17 protein-coding genes and 1 pseudogene are annotated in these 18,719 nt (G+C 42.2%); 9 read left to right on the top strand and 9 right to left on the bottom strand.

Annotated elements, in window-relative coordinates; translation table 11 throughout:
- Nucleotides 1-237: 237 nt before the first annotated feature.
- From VF06_RS37260 to VF06_RS37250, 3 genes and pseudogenes are all read left to right on the top strand, one after another.
- Nucleotides 238-897 (top strand): annotated as a pseudogene (locus tag VF06_RS37260) (HetZ-related protein 2); the annotation flags it as partial.
- A gap of 270 nt (nucleotides 898-1,167) precedes the next feature.
- Nucleotides 1,168-2,397: a GspE/PulE/PilB domain-containing protein gene (locus VF06_RS37255; RefSeq protein WP_099068824.1), complete on the top strand. Its 1,230-nt coding sequence runs from the start codon at nucleotides 1,168-1,170 to the stop codon at nucleotides 2,395-2,397.
- A 200-nt stretch (nucleotides 2,398-2,597) separates the two neighbouring features.
- A complete protein-coding gene (locus VF06_RS37250) occupies nucleotides 2,598-3,281 on the top strand; it encodes a Crp/Fnr family transcriptional regulator (RefSeq protein WP_099068825.1) in 684 nt (227 codons plus the stop codon).
- Nucleotides 3,282-3,807: 526 nt separating this feature from the next.
- Here VF06_RS37250 and pstB read toward each other — a convergent pair.
- From pstB to VF06_RS37230, 4 genes are all read right to left on the bottom strand, one after another.
- Nucleotides 3,808-4,611: a phosphate ABC transporter ATP-binding protein PstB gene (gene pstB / locus VF06_RS37245; RefSeq protein WP_099068826.1), complete on the bottom strand. Its 804-nt coding sequence runs from the start codon at nucleotides 4,609-4,611 to the stop codon at nucleotides 3,808-3,810.
- 40 nt (nucleotides 4,612-4,651) lie between these two features.
- Nucleotides 4,652-5,584, bottom strand: a complete 933-nt coding sequence (pstA, locus tag VF06_RS37240) for a phosphate ABC transporter permease PstA (protein ID WP_099068827.1) — start codon at nucleotides 5,582-5,584, stop codon at nucleotides 4,652-4,654.
- Nucleotides 5,581-6,522, bottom strand: a complete 942-nt coding sequence (gene pstC / locus VF06_RS37235; RefSeq protein ID WP_099068828.1) for a phosphate ABC transporter permease subunit PstC — start codon at nucleotides 6,520-6,522, stop codon at nucleotides 5,581-5,583. The genes pstA and pstC overlap by 4 nt, the downstream gene beginning before the upstream one ends.
- 190 nt (nucleotides 6,523-6,712) lie before the next feature.
- Nucleotides 6,713-7,789 (bottom strand): PstS family phosphate ABC transporter substrate-binding protein, encoded by a 1,077-nt coding sequence (locus VF06_RS37230; RefSeq protein ID WP_099068829.1) that lies wholly within the window; start codon nucleotides 7,787-7,789, stop codon nucleotides 6,713-6,715.
- A gap of 459 nt (nucleotides 7,790-8,248) precedes the next feature.
- Here VF06_RS37230 and VF06_RS37225 point away from each other — a divergent pair, with 459 nt between their 5' ends.
- Nucleotides 8,249-8,836, top strand: coding sequence for a biotin transporter BioY (locus VF06_RS37225; protein WP_099068830.1), 588 nt, complete (start codon nucleotides 8,249-8,251; stop codon nucleotides 8,834-8,836).
- A 101-nt stretch (nucleotides 8,837-8,937) separates the two neighbouring features.
- Nucleotides 8,938-9,402, top strand: a complete 465-nt coding sequence (gene lspA, locus VF06_RS37220; RefSeq protein ID WP_099068831.1) for a signal peptidase II — start codon at nucleotides 8,938-8,940, stop codon at nucleotides 9,400-9,402.
- A 167-nt stretch (nucleotides 9,403-9,569) separates the two neighbouring features.
- Here the strand turns inward: lspA and VF06_RS37215 are convergent, their stop codons facing one another.
- Nucleotides 9,570-10,244, bottom strand: a complete 675-nt coding sequence (locus tag VF06_RS37215; RefSeq protein WP_099068832.1) for a hypothetical protein — start codon at nucleotides 10,242-10,244, stop codon at nucleotides 9,570-9,572.
- 429 nt (nucleotides 10,245-10,673) lie between these two features.
- Between VF06_RS37215 and VF06_RS37210 the strand changes: the two genes are divergently transcribed.
- On the top strand, nucleotides 10,674-12,944 hold the full coding sequence (locus tag VF06_RS37210; RefSeq protein WP_099068833.1) for a transglycosylase domain-containing protein: 2,271 nt from the start codon (nucleotides 10,674-10,676) through the stop codon (nucleotides 12,942-12,944).
- A gap of 153 nt (nucleotides 12,945-13,097) precedes the next feature.
- On the opposite strand, the gene VF06_RS37205 is transcribed toward VF06_RS37210, so the two are convergent.
- Complete coding sequence (locus tag VF06_RS37205) at nucleotides 13,098-14,549, bottom strand: DUF4335 domain-containing protein (RefSeq protein ID WP_099068834.1); 1,452 nt, start codon at nucleotides 14,547-14,549, stop codon at nucleotides 13,098-13,100.
- Nucleotides 14,546-15,172, bottom strand: coding sequence for a DUF3038 domain-containing protein (locus VF06_RS37200; RefSeq protein ID WP_099068835.1), 627 nt, complete (start codon nucleotides 15,170-15,172; stop codon nucleotides 14,546-14,548). Before VF06_RS37200 ends, VF06_RS37205 begins: the two co-directional genes overlap by 4 nt.
- Nucleotides 15,173-15,704: 532 nt before the next feature.
- Between VF06_RS37200 and VF06_RS37195 the strand changes: the two genes are divergently transcribed.
- Complete coding sequence (locus VF06_RS37195) at nucleotides 15,705-16,223, top strand: adenine phosphoribosyltransferase (RefSeq protein WP_099068836.1); 519 nt, start codon at nucleotides 15,705-15,707, stop codon at nucleotides 16,221-16,223.
- Here the strand turns inward: VF06_RS37195 and VF06_RS39975 are convergent.
- Complete coding sequence (locus tag VF06_RS39975) at nucleotides 16,220-16,345, bottom strand: histidine kinase (protein ID WP_143861633.1); 126 nt, start codon at nucleotides 16,343-16,345, stop codon at nucleotides 16,220-16,222. The two genes, VF06_RS37195 and VF06_RS39975, sit on opposite strands and share 4 nt — an antisense overlap.
- A 64-nt stretch (nucleotides 16,346-16,409) precedes the next feature.
- Here VF06_RS39975 and VF06_RS37190 point away from each other — a divergent pair, with 64 nt between their 5' ends.
- Both VF06_RS37190 and VF06_RS37185 read left to right on the top strand, forming a co-directional pair.
- Nucleotides 16,410-17,459: an ABC transporter permease gene (locus VF06_RS37190; RefSeq protein WP_099068837.1), complete on the top strand. Its 1,050-nt coding sequence runs from the start codon at nucleotides 16,410-16,412 to the stop codon at nucleotides 17,457-17,459.
- Nucleotides 17,460-17,578: 119 nt separating this feature from the next.
- The gene (locus tag VF06_RS37185; RefSeq protein WP_099068838.1) at nucleotides 17,579-17,860 is read left to right on the top strand and encodes a hypothetical protein; all 282 of its coding nucleotides are present in this window, start codon (nucleotides 17,579-17,581) and stop codon (nucleotides 17,858-17,860) included.
- Between the two features lie 189 nt (nucleotides 17,861-18,049).
- Here the strand turns inward: VF06_RS37185 and VF06_RS37180 are convergent, their stop codons facing one another.
- Complete coding sequence (locus VF06_RS37180; RefSeq protein WP_099068839.1) at nucleotides 18,050-18,631, bottom strand: Uma2 family endonuclease; 582 nt, start codon at nucleotides 18,629-18,631, stop codon at nucleotides 18,050-18,052.
- Nucleotides 18,632-18,719: the final 88 nt, after the last annotated feature.

The following is an 18,719-nucleotide window of genomic DNA, read 5'->3' as shown; positions in this document are numbered from 1 at the left end:
TTGATTGTCTCACGGATAGCATCGCTCCTCAGTCGATATCACAAAACAATGTATATTTATTCTTGTAAAAGACCTAAAAACAAGCATTTATAAGCTTTTTACCCACTTTATACTTCACAATATAGATTTATTCTTAATTTCAATTTACTTAAACCTTCTGAGTATTTTTATTTACTCATATCAGCGCGGATTTATGTAATATTTTTAGACTACATTATGAAGTGCGGAATGTGGGGTCCAGTACGCAATCAACCCCTTTTAGCTTACCGTTTTGTAAATTACTTGCGTCGTACTCAGCGTGGCGGCTTAACCCAAGTCCCAAGCCGCGATTTAGTTAGATTAGTCTCAGAAGAAGTCCTCACAGACGACAGCGACAATCGAGTTAACTTAGTCGATAGTCAAGCGATCGCAGAATATCAAGAAGCACAACAACAAGAAGAACAACAAGCACTACGGCAGTCTGTACAAAGAGAATTTGAAAATTATTTACAAGAAAACCTGGGAACAGAAGCAGTAGAGTGGCTACGATTGTATCTCCAAGGTAAATCACAAGAAGAAATTGCCAAAAAACTCAATAAACCAATTAGAGAAGTATACCGACTGCGAGAAAAAATTAGTTACCACGCTGTGCGCGTCTTTGCCCTCAAAGGAAAACCAGAACTCGTAGATAGTTGGCTCTCAATTTCCTTGGAAGAACACAACTTCGGTCTAACACAAAGCCAATGGCAGCAACTTCATGAAAAACTCACTCCTTTGGCGCGGCAGATCCTAGATTTACGTAGAACAGGTAAATCAATAGAAGAGATAGCCCAACAATTAAAACTCAAAACTCACCAAGTGCTAGGCGAATGGACAAAAGTCTATCTTGCAGCCCAAGCTTTAAGAACTCAGGAGTAAGTGGGCATTGGGCATTGGGAAATGAGGGAGATAAGAGGAAAAGGGGGCAAGGAGAATAACTCTTAACTCTTAACTCTTAACTCTTCACTCGCATACCCCATATCCCATCTCAGTATTTTCCCTAATCCTTAATCGAAAATTTATCCTCTACTTACGTCTACTTATGTAATAGATAATTGAATTTTTAACAATCCAACAAAGTATCTTTATTAACTACCTACTAAACTAGAAGGAAAATACTATATAAGAAAATACCAAGTAATAAAATCTATGTTGTCTTCAGAAGGCGAACTCACAAATAGCACAGTCAACAGAGAACATGTGCTAACCGCTACACAAAGTAAGTGGGAGCAAGAAGGCGAACGCGAGGAAATATTCCAGCTAATGGATAGTTTTTTGTCATTTGAAGCTTGTCTCTACCATCAAATATTGCCTTTTGGATTAAAAGACAACAAGCTATTGCTAGGTATGGTTCATCCACAAGACGCTGAGGCACTAGATTATGTAAGTCGTATTGCCTCTTATATGAATTGCACGCTGATAATTGAGGCGATCGCAGCTGACGCTCATCGCAGAATATTGTCAGCTTACCTTAACCACAAGAATATATCCCAGCTAGATGCCCAACAAGCGGATCGCGAAATCACAGTTACCGTTGTTGATAGGTTTATTGGCTCTGATGATACTTACTCTGAATCGCAGCACTTACCAACATTCACACCACCTGACACAGAAATTAATGAGCATTTTCAGCAGCCGATAGATTTACCACTCCCAAATCCAAATCATCCCCCTCAAATTTCTTCCTTCTTAACTTCCGGAAATACAGGTCAACAAAAAGATACTTCTGAATCCCCACTAGTAGAAAATTTACCTATTCTACCCGTAGAAATTCCTGAACTATTTAGTCCTGTAGAAGTACTGGCAACACTACCACCCAAAAGATTACTAGAAGAATTACTAGGGCGAATTTTGACAGGGGGAATTGGTCGGTTATATCTAGAAAGGCAACCTTACGAAGGCAGGATACTATGGAGTGACAATGGAGTATTACAGTCTGTGTTAGACAAAGTGCCACTGTCTGTTTTCCAAGGAGTGCTTAATGAGTTAAAGCGATTTGCTTCCCTACCTATTAGCAAGGTTGCAGAACCAAAACAAGTAGAGAAGGAATGTTTGTATCAAAAAACCCGTTTGCTATTGCGCTTGCGAGTTATGCCAGGAATTTATGGAGAAGAAGCGACACTCCAAGTTTTGCGAGGAGCAGCATTAAAGTTTTATCAACAGCAACAACTGAAGCGTCTCAGCCGCGATGCCTTGGGAATTTCTCAGCAATTAAGTTTTAAGTTACATGAACTACAAGAACGCCTTTTTCTCAATCGCGGTCTTGACTGCGAGCAATTAGAGGCTTTAGTTACCCTCAATCAACTAGTGAAAAGTTTAGACCAACAGCTCAAAAAACTAACACTAGACGGCGAGCGATCGACAAACAGCAAATCATAAGTCTATCAGTGAAACCGCTGATTTCGATCGCAATACATAATTGTTATGTTGTAATCGAACTCTGAATCGACGGATCTAAGAAGGTTAGAACAAATAAATATAAATCTCACGTGCATATTTTACGTAAGATTACGGTTCAAAGAAAGTTATAGTAACCAAGCTAATTTCCGCTTTTAAATCCATATTATTGCAAATATTTCATGCAAACAGAGGTTTTTAGTGAACTTTTCCCCTTGATGAGTACAGCCAACCCACAAACTTTGGAATGGCTACTCAACGTTGCAATTGAACATGAATACCCAGCCGGGCGAGCTGTTCTCATGGAAGATGCTTGGGGTAATGCCGTTTATCTCGTGGTTTCTGGTTGGGTGAAAGTCCGACGTACCGTCGGGGAAGATTCAGTAGCTCTGGCAATTTTTGGCCGTGGGGATTTTTTTGGAGAAATGGCAATTTTAGATGAATCTCCCCGCTCAACTGATGTCATTTCCCTTTCACCTGTGAAGTTACTTAGTATCTCCAGAGAACGTTTTATTCAAATATTGTTTAAAGACCCACAATTACATCACCGCATGTTGCAATTGATGGTGCGACGACTACGACAAATTAACCTGCGCTTGCAAATGCGGTCTTCCCCACCAGCAGTCAAACTGGCTCATACCTTAGTCACTTTAGGCGAAAGCTATGGTCAGGAATCAAACCAGGGCAGAGAAATTTTTAACATTCCTTTTAAAGATTTAGCAGAGGTGACAGAAATCGGTGTTGAAGAAACCACGAAAATCATGGAAAAGTTAAATGAAAAAGGGTGGATTAACATTGACAACACCAACAACATTACCTATCTTGTAAACTTCAAACAGTTGATGAACTTGGCAGGTAGAGTGTAATTGCTTTGCTGATTACGCATTAAACTTCTTGCAGAAGTCGGAAAAAGGCGAATGGGCAAGGGGGAAAGGTTTAGTATTTTCCCTTTTCCCACAAGAGTGTAAAAAGCAATTTTGCAAGAGGGCTACTATACAATAATAGGACTTACGTACACTCTACGAACTCTTGGCGTTCTTGGCGTCTTCGCGGTAGCCTTCGGCAAGCTGCTGACGCTCCTTCTCTGCGAGACGCTGCGCGAACGTCGCTACCGCTTCGCTAACGCGTCTACGTTAAATCATGCTTTTTGGTAATTTTTGCGTAAGTCCTGAATAATTTTATTTCATCTAAATTATGGAATTTAGATGTTTTTTAGTTGAAATAAAGCACATGGTCAAAATGCTTGGCAAGAATAAATTCGTTTTTTACACCGTAAAGCAAAAATCCCCCAGCTTATAGCCGTAGGGAATGTGAAAAGCTACCAGTGTAGTCAAGTTTTGCACACTAAACTAGTATCCTAAACTATATTTTCAAATCAATCAGTCAAAATATTTATCCGAATCTGCCACTGACATAATCTCGTGTATATTCTTGTTTGGGATTGTTAAAAATCTGCTCTGTCAAGTCATATTCCACCAGATATCCCATTTTGGAGCCACTTTCCGTTGCTTGTGCATTGAAAAAGGCTGTCATATCAGACACCCGTGCGGCTTGTTGCATATTGTGGGTGACGATAATAATGGTGTATTGGGATTTCAGTTCTTGGAGTAATTCTTCAACTCGCAAAGTTGAAATTGGGTCAAGGGCTGAGCATGGTTCATCCATTAGCAGCACCTCTGGTTGAATTGCTAAAGCACGAGCAATACACAAGCGTTGCTGTTGTCCGCCAGATATAGATAGACCACTTTGTTTAAGTTTGTGTTTGACTTCATCCCACAAAGCAGCTTGTCTTAAACTCCGCTCTACCAATTCATCCATATCACCCCTATAGCCATTAATTCTAGCTCCAAAGGCAATATTTTCATAAATTGATTTCGGAAAAGGGTTAGGTTTTTGAAACACCATACCAATGCGGCGGCGCAGTTCTACAGTGTCAATTCTTTTGTCATAAATATCAGTTTCGCCAAAGGTAATTCTTCCCTCAATATGTGCGCCGGGAATCAAGTCATTTAGGCGATTAAAACATCTTAATACAGTGCTTTTACCACATCCAGAAGGGCCAATAAAGGCTGTGATTTTGTTTTTGCCAATGTTCAGATTAACATCACGAACTGCTTTGAAATTACCATAGAAGACAGATAATTGTTCAGCTTGCAATATAGTCTCAGATGTAGCAGTTGTTGAATTTAATACCATAAAAAACTTCAGGACAATAATGAAAACATGCTTGACTCATTTAGCGAGACTGCTGGAATTTATTACGTAAATATATAGCCGTTGAATTCATCAAAAGCAGCACGATCATCAAAATGATAATGCCAGCAGCAGCATTCTGGTGAAAATCTGTTTGAGGACGAGAAACCCAGTCAAAAATTTGAATTGGTAGTGCGGTGAAAGAACTTTGCAAGCCTTTTAAAGAAAGCTCAGGCAAGAAAGTGATGAACCCAACAGCACCAATTACAATCAAGGGAGCTGTTTCGCCGATCGCTCTTGAAAGTGCCAAAATTGTACCAGTTAGGATACCTGGCAAAGCAATGGGAAATATTTGTTCTCTAATGATTTGCCACCTGTTGGCACCAAGGGCAAAACCCGCTTGCCGCAAGCTATCGGGAACAGAACGCAAAGCTTCACGAGTGGTAATAATGATGATTGGTAAAATCAATAAGCTCAAGGTTAAAGCACCAGCTAATACAGTGCGTCCTTGAGTTATTGGTTCCATTATCCGCACGAAAATTTGCAAACCCAACAAGCCATAGATAATGGATGGTACGGCTGCCAAATTTGCAATGTTGATTTCAATTAATTGAGTAAACCAATTGTCTTCGGCATACTCTTCTAAGAAAATACCTGCACCTACTCCTAGAGGAAACGAGATTAAAGCCGTTATTACCAGTAACCAGATGGTACCCACTAAAGGAGCTAATATCCCAGAAGCAGAAGCACGACGAGAAGAAAAATTAGTCAAAAAAGACCAATTCAAACGCCCAAGACCGTCAGTTAAAATATCAATCAGCAAAATAGCTAACACTAACAAGGCAAATAAAGTTGCAGCCCAAGTGGCGATGGCAAAAATTTTGTCAAGATTGTAGCGTTTATCGATTGATAAATCGAAGTTGCGATTTGCACCAGAGTCAAACCGATTTTTAGATTGAATATTACTCTTCGTCATTCGTATTTCTCCCGGAAGCGGCGGACAAACCAGTAACTAAAAATATTCAGTGCCAAGGTCATGAGAAATAATGTCATGCCCACTGAAAAAATAGTTTTATAGGCTAATGAACCTGCTGGTGTGTCTCCTTTACTAACTTGGACAATGTATGCTGTCATTGTCTCAATGGGCACTAACGGGTTAAGGGTCAACTGAGGATTTTGACCAGCTGCAATGGTAACAATCATTGTTTCACCGATGGCGCGGGAAATAGCCAATATAAAGGAAGCTACTATCCCAGATAAAGCTGCCGGTAATACCACAGAAACAATTGTTTCCCTTTTTGTTGAGCCAAGTGCATAAGCACCTTCTCGCAAACTACGGGGAACTGCATAAAGAGCATCTTCACTCAAAGAAGCTACCAGAGGAATAATTGAAATTCCTAGTACTAAACCCGCACTCAAGGCATTGAATCCTTGCATACCAGGGATAAATTTTTGCAGGAAGGGTGTCACTGTCAACAGTGCAAAGTAACCAAAAACAACAGTGGGTACCCCTGCCAAAATTTCTAGGGCTGGCTTGAGCCATTTGCGGAGCTTTGCTGGGGCATATTCACTCAAGCAGATAGCTGCTAATAAACCCAGTGGTAATGCTACTGCGATCGCAATTATAGATATCAGCAGCGTAGCGCTAATTAGCACCATCACTCCAAATTGCTTATTGGCAAACAATGGTGTCCACTGTGTCTCAGTTAAAAATCTCCAGATGGGGACTTCCGAAAAAAATGATACTGTCTCAAAAATTAGTGTTAAAACAATACCAATTGTGGTTGCTACTGAGACAAAGGCAAACAAGGCAAATAAACTTTTGACACCAAATTCAATCTGCTTACTCAAACCCCGATTAGGCTGCCACAAGCTGGGATTATTTGGTTGATTAGATAACGGATTGGAAGTCATTAAAGAAGAACCTCATCAATTCAAACTTCCTCTGTATACAGACGTTGCTTTTGAGAAAAATTGCCTCTGGGCTGGAAATTTAGCTGAACTTTCAACACCACCAAGGTTGTGCTATATTAGTCGCTACTTCCAGCTACCAGAGCTAAATTTTAAATTGTGCTTAGAGAATCAAAATTATTCAGGCCAACTCTTACTTTTCTTGTTTGATCAGATCCTTGAGGGTGACACCAACTTGAGAACCTTTGCCCTCAAAAATCGAGCCTACCTTACCACTATTGAAGCGTGCTTGAACTTCAGTGAGTAAATCGCTGGGTAAAGGCACATAACCCACTTCTGTAACTAGCTTTTGGTTAGCTGGAGCGTAAGTGAAATCAACAAAAGCCTTGACATCAGGACGTGTTGCTACACTTTTTTTGACATAGATAAATTCTGGGCGAGAAAGCGGCTGATAAGTTCCATCAGCTATGGTTTGGGGACTCGGTTGAACGCAGCCCTTACCGCCATCAATACCAACTAGCTTTAATTTATCCTTGTTGTTTTCATAATAGGCAAAGCCAAAGAAGGCCAAACCACCTTTGTCAGCACTGACACCTTGTACCAAGGTATTATCATCTTCACTTGCAGTGTAGTCTCCACGGCTTTCTCCTTGCTTACCTACAACTGCTTGCGTGAAATAGTCATAAGTACCTGAATCAGTTCCAGGGCCGTACAAACCGATTTTCTCAGCAGGGAATTTCGGGTTAATCTGGTTCCATTGAGTGACTTTGCCTTGAGCGGCGGTTTCCCACATTTTTTTGAGTTCATCAACTTTGAGGCACTCAACAAAGTTATTCTGGGGACTAACTACCACTGAGAGACCATCATAAGCGATGGGCAGTTCAATATACTCGATATTGCCTTTTTTACAGAGTTCTACTTCCTCTGGCTTAATGGGGCGGGAAGCATTAGAAATATCAGTTTCACCCGCGCAAAACTTTTTGAACCCGCCTCCTGTACCAGAAGAAGCAACAGTCACTTTTATACCAGGATTCGCCTTTTGAAACTCTTCTGCCATGGCCTCAGAAATAGGATAGACGGTACTAGAACCATCCACCTTGACTGTTCCAGATAAATTCGATCCGGTTGCTGTATTGGTGGCTGGGGTAGCACCGCCTTCTGTTGCTGGGCTAGGGTTGTTAGAAGCCTGATTGTTTTCGCCGCCGCAAGAGCTAATACCAATTGCCAAAGCAACTAGGGGAGCAACCAACTGCACCTTTGAAGAGAACATAAGGATCTTTATAGATGATGCTATGGATTAACAGTATGAACATTAGCACTTAAGAGTGACAGAAAAGTTAACAATCGGTTAAGTCAATACTAATACACACTCAAAAAAGCTAAAAATTCAAGTCAGCAAAGGCACATTTTTTCATCAGTAATCAAATAAAATGTGATTTAAATTATACTACTATCTTGCAGAAAATAAACTAAATATTAAGTAATTTGGGTAGGCTAAAAATATTTTTTGGAATCTACAATTTTTTAAATGAAATTAACGCTACATATTAGCAATCAAATATCAATCTAGATACGAGTTTAAGTTCAGTTATTCTACTGAGAGATTAAAACTCAGATATCAGCTTTTGGGTATGCCAACAGCTAAAGCTCAGGTGGGAAAGTTCATATATTAATGTTTATACTGGTTGCTATTGGTTTTCCCTTTTGCCTTTCTTTATTTGCCTGATACATGTTTGCTGCTTCCAACCAATTACTATGGTCAATGATTGGCTTACTCCTGACAATGGGTGGCACTTTCCTAGAAGCTTATGGCATCACTTCACCTTGGAGTTGGAGTCAGCACGGAATTCAGACTTTTTCTTTAGGTGTAACTTTTCAAGTTGGTGCAGTACTACTTGTGGGTTGTTTGGGTGGTAAAAATGCTGGTGCGCTGTCGCAAATTGCCTACTTAGTCATGGGGTTAACTTTATTGCCCGTATTTGCTGATGGTGGTGGTATTGGTTATGTTAAGCTATCTCAGTTTGGCTATTTGCTAGGCTTTATTCCTGGAGCTTGGATTTGTGGTTTGTTTGCCTTTAAAGCTAGACCCCGACTAGAAACCCTTGGTTTTAGTTGCATCTGTGGGTTGTTAACTCTTCACCTATGCGGTATTAGTTATTTGATTATTAGCTATCTTTTTCAGTGGCAAGGCACAGAAAATATACCTTTAATGCAAGCAATTCTCAGATATTCTTGGTTTGTACTGCCAGGTCAGCTAACTGTAGTCTGTGCCGTCACTGTAATAGCATATGTATTGCGTCACTTAATGTTTTATTAGTCATTAGTCATTAGTCATTAGTCATTAGTCTTTTTTCAATGACCAATGCCCAATGCCCAATGACCAATGCCCAACGATCAATGACCAATGACTAATTTGCCATGCGTTTAAAAAATCGCCTTTTCTGGATTTCTGCCTTCATAGCTTTTTTCTTAGACCAAATAACAAAATACTGGGTGGTGCAAACATTCAGTTTGGAACAAACGCTACCACTCTTACCAGGGATATTTCACTTGACTTACGTCACTAACACTGGTGCGGCTTTTAGTTTGTTAAGTGGAAAAGTGGAATGGTTGCGCTGGTTATCTTTAGGAGTAAGTTTAGTTTTAATCGGGCTGGCGTTATTTGGCCCGACGTTAAGTCTGTGGGATCAGCTAGGCTATGGCTTGATTTTAGGTGGAGCTATGGGCAATGGCATCGATCGCTTTGTTTTAGGTTATGTGGTTGATTTTCTAGATTTTCGCCTCATTAATTTTGCTGTATTTAATGTGGCAGATTCATTTATTAGTATCGGTATCGTTTGCCTGCTCATTGCCTCTTTGCAAAAAACACCAACTTCAACATAACAGACCTAATTAAACTATTAAGCCTGGGATGATTTATCCCAGGCTTAATAGCTGAAACCCTTTTTCATAGCGTATTAGTTTCATAACTTACACCAGTTACTATAACTGGTGTAAGTTGTCAATATCTACAGCAATGACTAACGCCAAATCAGTATGCAGATTTGAGTTTAGTTGCCTGTGGCAGGAGTGCTGGGCGAGCTAGAACCTGGAACTGAACTAGGAGAGCTAGGAGTTGGCTCAGAAGCGCCATCAGAAGGGGTAGTACTTCCTGGTGCTGGAGTTATATTGCTGGGAGTACCAGAGTCAGAAGGGGTAACACTTCCTGGTGTTGGAGTTATATTGCTGGGAGTACCAGAGTCAGAAGGGGTAACACTTCCTGGTGCTGGAGTTATATTGCTGGGAGTACCAGATTCAGAAGGGGTAACACTTCCTGGCGCTGGAGTTATATTGCTGGGAGTACCAGATTCAGAAGGGGTAGCTCCTGGTGCTGGTGTTGTGGTAGTGCTATCAGGAGCGCCAGAGCCAGATGGAGTAACGCTCTCCGGTGTGGTTGTGCTATCGGGAGTGGTGGTTTCCGAAGGTGTGGTTTCTGTTGGAACTGTTGTACTACCAGGAGTAGTAGGCGTAACAGCTGTGCCACCACCACAACGAGAGTTAAGAGGGAAATACTCGCACAGAATTTTTTTGCCTTCTGGCGACAGTTTGATTTCCGTTGGTGAACTAGTGGAGGAGTCGCTACTGGATTGGGCTATGGGGGATTTACTAGATTGAGCGCCAGCAATATTAGTGGTAAGTGCCAAAAATAGGGCTGTACCAATCAGGGTCAGAGATTTTCCCATCATTCTGAAATTAACCTCAACGGAACACTCGAACTATTAAAACAGACAATAAGATTTAGAAAATCTTCCTAAAAGAGGATATTTCGGTTTGTTTCAAAATATGTTGATATGTAAAACTAGTAAAAATTAAATCTGTTGTTCGTCAATGTTTTGTGTTGATGAATACCAGCTAATGAATGGTATTTGTAGCCATTTACTAGTAAAACCTACATATAATCAAGACTTTAGATTTAATAGTAAAAATTGGCTGTTAACAAAAAAGCAATAAAAATGACAAGCTATTGTTAGTTACAAAAGATATTTAGGTATAAAATGAATCTAAAAAATCATCTAGCCAATTTATTCTTTGGCTTATGAGTAAAATGATGAAAGATTAACATCTAAGTTGTAGTTCGCCCGATTCTTCACTAAAAAGTGTGATGTAAATAGCCGATGAGTTCTCCCCAACCCCCTCACAAGCCACAAACGTTATTAGGTCAACTGACTCAAGCAGTACATACAATTCAAGCTAGGGTCGATTTTTCCAAATTGGCGCTCAAGCCTAATGCCAAAGTGCCGGAACTCTGGGTGCAGGATGCGGGGGCGGATAAAGCAGAGGTATATCCACTGTTGGGCGATCGGTATGTTCTCGGTCGTAGCTCCAAATCCTGCGATATCGTCATCCGTAACCCTGTTGTTAGCCAAATTCACCTATCGCTATCGCGCAATTCCACTCAGCGCGCACCAGTTTTTGTTATCAAAGACGAAAATTCCACCAATGGCATCTATCGTGGCAAACGTCGTGTCAATTCCCTGGAATTACGTCATGGCGATATTCTCACTCTGGGGCCGCCAGAACTCGCTGCTTCTGTCAGATTACAATATGTCGATCCACCACCTTGGTACATCAAAGCTGCAACTTGGACAGGTTACGGCATTGGTGGTGTCAGTGCATTGTTCGCCTTGGTGATTGGCGTCGAATGGCTAAAATTTTCAGTCAGACCCCTACCCACAGCTACACGCGCCCCAGTGGTTGTTTATGCCCGTGATGGAGCCACACCCCTGAGAGAACCCCGCACCACCTCCCACGTGGACATGAAGCGATTAGATGAATTTGGCCCTTATTTGCCCACTGCCGTGGTCGCTTCTGAAGATAGCCGTTATTATTGGCATTTTGGGGTCGATCCGTTAGGAATTTTGCGAGCCGTCTTGATTAATAGCCGTACAGGAGATGTCCAGCAAGGAGCCAGCACCGTTACCCAGCAAGTCGCCCGTAGCTTGTTCCGCGATTATGTAGGCAGACAGGATACTTTAGGACGTAAATTGCGGGAGGCAATTGTCGCCCTGAAGCTAGAAACCTTTTACAGCAAAGATGATATTTTGCTGATGTACTTAAATCGGGTTTTTTTGGGTGGAGATACCTCTGGATTTGAAGATGCAGCCAGGTATTACTTTGAAAAACCAGCTAAAGATTTAAGTTTGGCGGAAGCTGCCACACTAGTAGGGATTTTACCAGCCCCCAACGCGTTTGATTTTTGCGGCGATGGCCCAAATAAGCTAGAAACTGCTGAATACCGCAATCGGGTGATCAAACGGATGTTGGAAATGGGCAAAATCAAAGCAGAGGAGGCTAATCGAGCCAGACGCTCCACTGTTCAAGTTAGTCCTAAAGTTTGCGAACAACAAGCCAAAACAATTGCTCCTTACTTTTACAATTACGTTTTCTCGGAATTGGAATCAATCTTGGGGGAGGGAGCAGCCAGAGAAGGCAACTATATTATTGAAACTAAGCTCGATCCAGCCATCCAAAGCCAAGCAGAAGCCGCATTGCGTAATTCAGTAAACAGCGCTGGTGCAACTTTTAAGTTTTCTCAAGGAGCAGTGGTGACCCTCGACTCCAGTAACGGTAGTATCTTGGCGATGGTAGGGGGAACCGATTACAAAAAAAGTCAGTTCAATCGTGCAACCCAAGCCAAAAGACAACCGGGTTCGACCTTCAAAATCTTTGCTTACACCGCCGCTATTCAACAGGGAATTCCAGAATCAAAAAGTTATTCTTGCGCTCCTTTAACTTGGCAAGGCTTCACTTATAAACCCTGTCGTGCTGGTGCAGACGCTAGTTTAGATATTGCTACGGGGCTGGCTCTTTCAGAAAATCCCATCGCTTTGCGAGTTGCCAGAGAAATTGGCTTGGATAAAGTGGTTTCTATGGCGCAGCGTTTGGGGGTAAAGTCCTCCCTCGATCCGGTTCCAGGGTTGGTGCTGGGTCAAAGTGTAGTTAATGTTTTAGAAATGACTGGTGCTTTTGGTGCCATTGGCAATCGCGGTGTCTGGAATCCTCCCCATGCCATTAGTCGTATTTTAGATAGTGGTGATTGCCGCGATCGCAACGATCTTAAAACTTGCCGTGTCATCTACTCCTTCGACCAAGATCCAGACGCCAACAAAAGAGTTTTGCCAAACAATGTAGCTGATGAAATGACTAGTTTAATGCGCGGTGTAGTCACCAGAGGTACTGGTCGTAGTGCTGCCATTGGATTAGGGGAAGCTGGTAAAACAGGCACTACTGATAAAAACGTTGACTTATGGTTTATAGGTTTTATTCCCAGTCGGCGGCTTGTAACTGGTGTTTGGTTGGGAAACGACAACAATTCCCCCACATCTGGTAGCAGCGCTCAAGCCGCTCAGTTATGGGGAAATTACATGGGGCGGATTACAAGGTAAATGGGCATTGGGCATTGGGCATTGGGCATTGGGCATGGTGAAAGGGAAAGGGGTAAGGGGGAAAGGTTAAAGATTAAATTTATTCCTTTTCCCTTTTCCCTTTAACCTTTTCCCCTGCCCCTCATCTCCCCATGCCCCATGCCCCATTCCCTATTATTGATACCCCTGCCAAGAACTGATTTCTAATTTGCCACTCGGTTTGAATATCACTTGAAAGTGGGCAAGAGGTTCTTTACTATTGGGGGGTGCTGCATTGGAGCCATAGATGGCGTTAAACATCTGGGGAAGGGGTGTTTCCCGGAAGTAGTCAAAGGCTACTTGGTTGAGTGGTTCATAGTCAGCAATTACACCATCTTTGTTCACCGCTACCCGATATTTTAAATCTCGTGTAAATGTAGGTGTGCCGCTCCAAGCTTGGCGGACTGTATTATAAAGTTTTTGATTTAAACCTTTGACTATGTTAGGGTCGGTAATTTTTGTCCCTACTACCTCTGGTGTTCTAGCATACCCACGCCAAGGGCTGACTTGCAAGACACCATTTGTAGTAAATACTACTCTAAATTGAGCGATGGGTTCATTGGAAATGGGAGGACGGTTAGCAGGATTGTAAAGTAGGTTAGGTAGAGGAGTTTGTCCTATTCCTTGATTTGCTTCTTGATTGACTGCTTTATAACCAACGATCGCTCCATCTGCGGCTACACCTATACGATAGATCAAATCCTGTTGCAATCCTGAGCGATTAGTCCAAGCTGGATGAATTTGATTATACACTTGGCGATTTAAGGCACGCAGTTGGGATGGATCGGTAATTTCCGAAACTGTATTTAAAAGTGCTTCTAAATCTTTAACTTCTGGCTTGGTAGTAGTTGTAGCTGTTGGTGTAGGAGTCGCAGCAGCTATGGGCGTCGCAGCCGACGTGGGAGTTGGATCTGCTGATGCTGAAGGGGTGAGGTTCTTCGTTGTTGAGGTAGTTTGCCCATTTGGCTGAGGCTGTGGTGGACGAATTTGCGGAGGTGGAATCAAGTTAAAAGCGATCGCTGCCACTGCTAAACTTGATACTCCCACAGCAGCCGGAACCACTTGGTTGATTAAACCTTGACTAGCAGCACCATAGCGTTTAGTAACTGGCTGTAGTTCTAAGGAAAGTTCTGGTAAAGTTTGGCTATCAGCAAAAAACTGATCTACTGCTTCTACCAAATCAAACAACTGCACCGTACTCAAATCTATTTCAATAGGCGGGCGTTTAGCATGACTTGGTTGAGACTCGAAACCCTCTGGTGCCCCTTCTGAATGCACAATTAACCGATGTCGGTTGCTGTCTATTTTTTGAAACTCTACTAACTCTGACTCGTGGTTATGGGCTTGGGGATTGGGTACATTACTTAAAAATTCTTGGGCATAGCCACTAACCGCCCTCACCAAACTTTCAAAAAACTCCCGCCCTCCTGTTAGAGGTTGATTATATCCAGATAAATAACATTCCGCATTGACCAATATAGATAATTCCGGGCGCAGTTCTTGGAATTGTGCAGCCCTAGTGACATCACTTAAACCTTCTAAAAGCAGTGTACAATTAGGCAAACTGTACTTACGTTGAATATTCATTCCACCTCACCGTCAAAAAGACTAATCCAAAATCGCTGCATTCCAGCCGTACCAGTGCAGAATAGCAATTGTCCTAACAAATTTATCGCTAACTCATTTAATTTTTCGTCAGAAGTTAATGCCAGTACACCAGAACGTCGAGTATTCATCCGACTCTTAAAATGCGCTCTAAACCGCTCTAGGTAATTAGATAACCGCAAATTCTGTTCTAGGGGAATCTGCTTTTCTTCCATCTGTTGACATAACATTAATAACTGCCGAATCACAACAGTTAGACGCCGCGCTATGTAACAAGCAATAACTACCAAAGCTTTGGCTTCCATAATAGTTAAGGGGCGGCGAATGTGCGCTCTCCGTAGCGGGTTAGAGCTACGCATCCGCCATAAATTCACCCGATCTTTGACAATTCCTTTAAGGTCTAATTCTTGAGCAAAAGCTAGGATTGCTTCAGAACCGCCAAGCTCTAAAGCTTCAATAGCGAGTAAAATAAGGTCAATTTGCAACCGAGTTCTTCGAGGACATGTTTGTCCGGCGATGGCAGGATCTGGTAAAGTGTCCAGAATCATCGGCAATGAATCTTGAGTTGGACTTTTCAACGGCGTTAAACTTGCAGAAACGTTCATTCTATAAATACCTTGTACGCTTGTGACAGACTAGGTAAAACAAATTTAAGATAAGTAGCCAAGACTTGAACATTAGACTCATAGCAGTGGTCATGACTACCCGATATATACATTACTTAACTCTTTCTACTCAAAGGATTCCCTATATTAAATTCAAAACTTTAAAACATCACTGAATTCACCTCATTTATTAGTGCTATACCTGTTCTAGCTTGATTTAGTTTCCACTGGTCGTCAATCAAGGGTCAAGCATTAGCCTCCACGCCCAGCGTATGACATTATAGTGTACGATTTTTCAGGTATCTGGAATTGGGCATTGGGCATTGGGCATCCCTTCTCTGCGAGACGCTACGCGAACGGCTTCGCTCAGGGCAAGTGGGCATAGGGTAGGGGAAAAGGTTAAAGGGAAAAGGGAAAAGGAATAAATTTAATCTTTCCCTTTTTCCCCTTACTCCTTTGCCCTTCCCCTTATCCTCTTCCTATGCCCCATGCCCCATCCCCTTATCCCCATTTCCCATTCCCCACTCACTCTATGGATTTAAAGTCTCTGATTCGTGACATCCCAGATTTCCCCAAACCTGGAATATTATTTCGGGATATTACTACCCTGCTGCGCGATCCAGAGGGACTGCGCTATACTATTGACTTTTTAACACAAAAATGCATAGAAGCTGAGATGACAGTGGATTATGTTATTGGTATGGAGTCGAGGGGATTTATTTTTGGCTCACCTCTAGCTTATAAACTAGGAGCGGGTTTTATTCCCGTCCGCAAAAGAGGGAAGTTACCATCAGCAGTTCACTCAATTGAATATCAACTAGAGTATGGTACAGACTGCCTAGAAGTACATCAAGATGCTTTACATGAGGGTAGCCGGGTTTTGATAGTAGACGATTTGATTGCCACTGGTGGAACTGCAAGTGCCACAGCAAACTTGGTGCAGAAGATTGGCTGCGAACTAGTAGGGTTTGGGTTTATTATCGAGCTACGAGATTTACAAGGACGCAGACATTTGCCAAATGTGCCAATTATTTCTTTAGTTGAATATTAATATTTGTCATTAGTCATTGGGTATGGGGTATGGGGCATTGGGCATTGGGCATTGGGCATTGGGCAGAGGGGAAGATTTTCTCCTCTGCTCCCCTGCCTCCCTATCTCCCTTGTCTCCCTCATCTCCCCCCTCTCCCTACGCTACGAAACATAACGCAACTGACAACCAAAAACTAAACAAAGTGTTATGACATCTACAGCAAAAATTTCTTTAGCAACAGGTTGGGATTGGCTGATTAGGCTAGTCACGAATGAAACTTTTATATACATAATGAAGCGGCTGTTACAGGCATTATTAACTTTGTTTTTAGCGTCGGCGCTGTCGTTTCTAGTTATGCAACTTGCTCCTGGAGATTTTGTCACCCAATTAGAAGCAGATCCCAAAAAATCTAGAGAGCAAATTAAGGCGTTACGGGAATTTTGGGGATTAAATAAGTCTTGGGTGGAACAATATTGGCTTTGGTTGTGGAATATTGTCTCCAAGGGCGACTTTGGGCCGAGTTTCTCTTATAAACGCTCAGTAGTATCTTTGTTGTGGGAACGAGTACCAGCAACATTGCTGTTAGCAATCTCTTCATTAATCGTAACCTGGGCGATCGCCATTCCCTTAGGCATCATCGCCGCTATCAAGCAAAATCGCTGGACTGACCGGATTTTACAAGTCATTAGTTACGCTGGACAAGGATTTCCCAGTTTCATCACCGTTTTGGTGCTGCTTTTCTTTGCTCAAGTCACTTCGCCATTGTTTCCCGTAGGCGGTATGACTAGCATCAATCACTCAGAACTTAATTGGTTTGGCAAAATCCTCGATATCGGCTGGCACATGATTTTACCTACCATCGCCTTGTCAATTACCAGTTTTGCAGGTTTACAACGCATCACTCGCGGCGAATTGTTAGATGTTCTGCGTCAAGATTATATCCAAACTGCTCGTGCTAAAGGGCTGCCAGAAAACCGCGTAATATATGTTCATGCTCTCCGCAACGCTGTCAACCCTTTAATCACTCTATTGGGCTTCGAGTTAGCTAGTTTATTAAGTGGAGCCTTCATTGCCGAACAATTCTTTAACTGGCCTGGTTTAGGACGATTGACTTTACAAGCTGTCATGTCTCAAGATTTATATCTAGTTATGGCTAGTTTAGTCATGAGTGCAGTTTTGCTAATTGTCGGTAATTTAATTGCTGACTTAATGCTGAAAGCTGCTGACCCACGTATTCGTCTAGAAAATTTGAATTAGTCATTGGGCTAACAGGGCATGGGGCATTGGGCATGGGGCATGGGGCATTAATTTTTCTTTCCATCTCCGCGTCCCCCCATCTCCCTCATCTTCTCCATCTCCCTACTCCCACCCCTTCTATGTTGTCCGAAGTTTATTACCTCGTGCGTTCAAAAAGTGATGGTCGTTACCTGACAGCTCGTCCTAATGCAGATGCGTCAGGTTATTTGTTATTGTTTCGAGAACACTTTGATGCTCTTAGTTATCTGAATACTCATGCAGCGGAAGTGGCTAATCGTTTTGCCATCGAATCGATTCCAGGAACACAGTTAGGAAGTTTGCTCAAACGCTGGGGTTTTAGTGGTGTAGGAATTGTTAGTGACCCATTATTGCCCAAAGTCGAGTTTTTACAACATAGTTAAAAACTAATTTTGTTATCTTTAAGACTTACGCAAAAACTCTCTCAAACTCTTATTTCTTTGTGTCCTACCCTACGGGAAGCGACTTCTCTACGAGACGCTCCTTTGAACGTGTCTATGCGTCCTTTGTGGTAGCCTGCGGCAAGCCGCTGTGCGTCTACGTTTGTTCATAATTTTGCGTAAGTCCTGATATTAAGAAAATAAAGAGGAAGAAAATAAAGAGGCGATCGCACAAGTAAAATCAGGCAATATCGGTGAATTTAGTTCATCACCACTGAACAATGTGGCAGCTAACTTTAAACTCCCTTGCTCGCGCCGATAAACTTCCACTTGTTGTTTGTGCCAGTCCACAATCCAATATTCCCTGATACCTCTTGCTGAATAAAGCTTTAGTTTAAGTTCCCGATCTCGCTTTTCATTCTCAACACCAAAAGATAACACCTCCACTACCAGTTGTGGCGCACCAGTCAAATGCCCCGCCTCATCTAAAAGTAACGGCAATCTCTCATTACTAACCCAGACAACATCAGGAATCACATTATCATTCTCGCCAAAAATTACACCTGGAGCCATCACAACTTCTCCCAGACCAGTAGTCTGTGACCAATTATCTAGCGAGGTACTAATTCTCACACAAGTTTTTTGATGTTTCCAGTGAGGCGGTCTGGTCACAAACAATTCTCCGTCAATAATTTCATACCGATTTCCGTTATCTGGAAACAATTCCAAATCGGCGTTAGTCCAGCGCACTCTCTCAGATATCGGCTGGTTCATAAATCATTATTTGTTAAGGTATTTACCTATTTTACCTAGATGGGGCATGGGGCATGGGGCATGGGGCATGGGGCATGGGGAGATGAGG

This window comes from Nostoc linckia z4 (assembly GCF_002608075.1).
Taxonomy (GTDB): Bacteria; Cyanobacteriota; Cyanobacteriia; order Cyanobacteriales; family Nostocaceae; genus Nostoc; species Nostoc linckia.
The sequence above is the reverse complement of the archived record's forward strand: the minus strand, read 5'-3'. Positions and strand labels throughout refer to the sequence as shown.

Excerpts from the sequence above, each read along its gene's own strand:
- VF06_RS37230 (WP_099068829.1), bottom strand. The coding sequence starts at position 7,789 with ATGTTCTCTTCAAAGGTGCAGTTGGTTGCTCCCCTAGTTGCTTTGGCA.
- lspA (WP_099068831.1), top strand. The coding sequence starts at position 8,938 with ATGCGTTTAAAAAATCGCCTTTTCTGGATTTCTGCCTTCATAGCTTTT.
- VF06_RS37190 (WP_099068837.1), top strand. The coding sequence starts at position 16,410 with ATGACATCTACAGCAAAAATTTCTTTAGCAACAGGTTGGGATTGGCTG.
- VF06_RS37225 (WP_099068830.1), top strand. The coding sequence starts at position 8,249 with ATGTTTGCTGCTTCCAACCAATTACTATGGTCAATGATTGGCTTACTC.
- VF06_RS37210 (WP_099068833.1), top strand. The coding sequence starts at position 10,674 with ATGAGTTCTCCCCAACCCCCTCACAAGCCACAAACGTTATTAGGTCAA.
- VF06_RS37195 (WP_099068836.1), top strand. The coding sequence starts at position 15,705 with ATGGATTTAAAGTCTCTGATTCGTGACATCCCAGATTTCCCCAAACCT.
- VF06_RS39975 (WP_143861633.1), bottom strand. The coding sequence starts at position 16,345 with ATGAGGGAGACAAGGGAGATAGGGAGGCAGGGGAGCAGAGGAGAAAAT.
- pstB (WP_099068826.1), bottom strand. The coding sequence starts at position 4,611 with ATGGTATTAAATTCAACAACTGCTACATCTGAGACTATATTGCAAGCT.
- VF06_RS37255 (WP_099068824.1), top strand. The coding sequence starts at position 1,168 with ATGTTGTCTTCAGAAGGCGAACTCACAAATAGCACAGTCAACAGAGAA.
- pstA (WP_099068827.1), bottom strand. The coding sequence starts at position 5,584 with ATGACGAAGAGTAATATTCAATCTAAAAATCGGTTTGACTCTGGTGCA.
- VF06_RS37250 (WP_099068825.1), top strand. The coding sequence starts at position 2,598 with ATGCAAACAGAGGTTTTTAGTGAACTTTTCCCCTTGATGAGTACAGCC.
- VF06_RS37215 (WP_099068832.1), bottom strand. The coding sequence starts at position 10,244 with ATGATGGGAAAATCTCTGACCCTGATTGGTACAGCCCTATTTTTGGCA.
- pstC (WP_099068828.1), bottom strand. The coding sequence starts at position 6,522 with ATGACTTCCAATCCGTTATCTAATCAACCAAATAATCCCAGCTTGTGG.
- VF06_RS37200 (WP_099068835.1), bottom strand. The coding sequence starts at position 15,172 with ATGAACGTTTCTGCAAGTTTAACGCCGTTGAAAAGTCCAACTCAAGAT.
- VF06_RS37205 (WP_099068834.1), bottom strand. The coding sequence starts at position 14,549 with ATGAATATTCAACGTAAGTACAGTTTGCCTAATTGTACACTGCTTTTA.
- VF06_RS37180 (WP_099068839.1), bottom strand. The coding sequence starts at position 18,631 with ATGAACCAGCCGATATCTGAGAGAGTGCGCTGGACTAACGCCGATTTG.
- VF06_RS37185 (WP_099068838.1), top strand. The coding sequence starts at position 17,579 with ATGTTGTCCGAAGTTTATTACCTCGTGCGTTCAAAAAGTGATGGTCGT.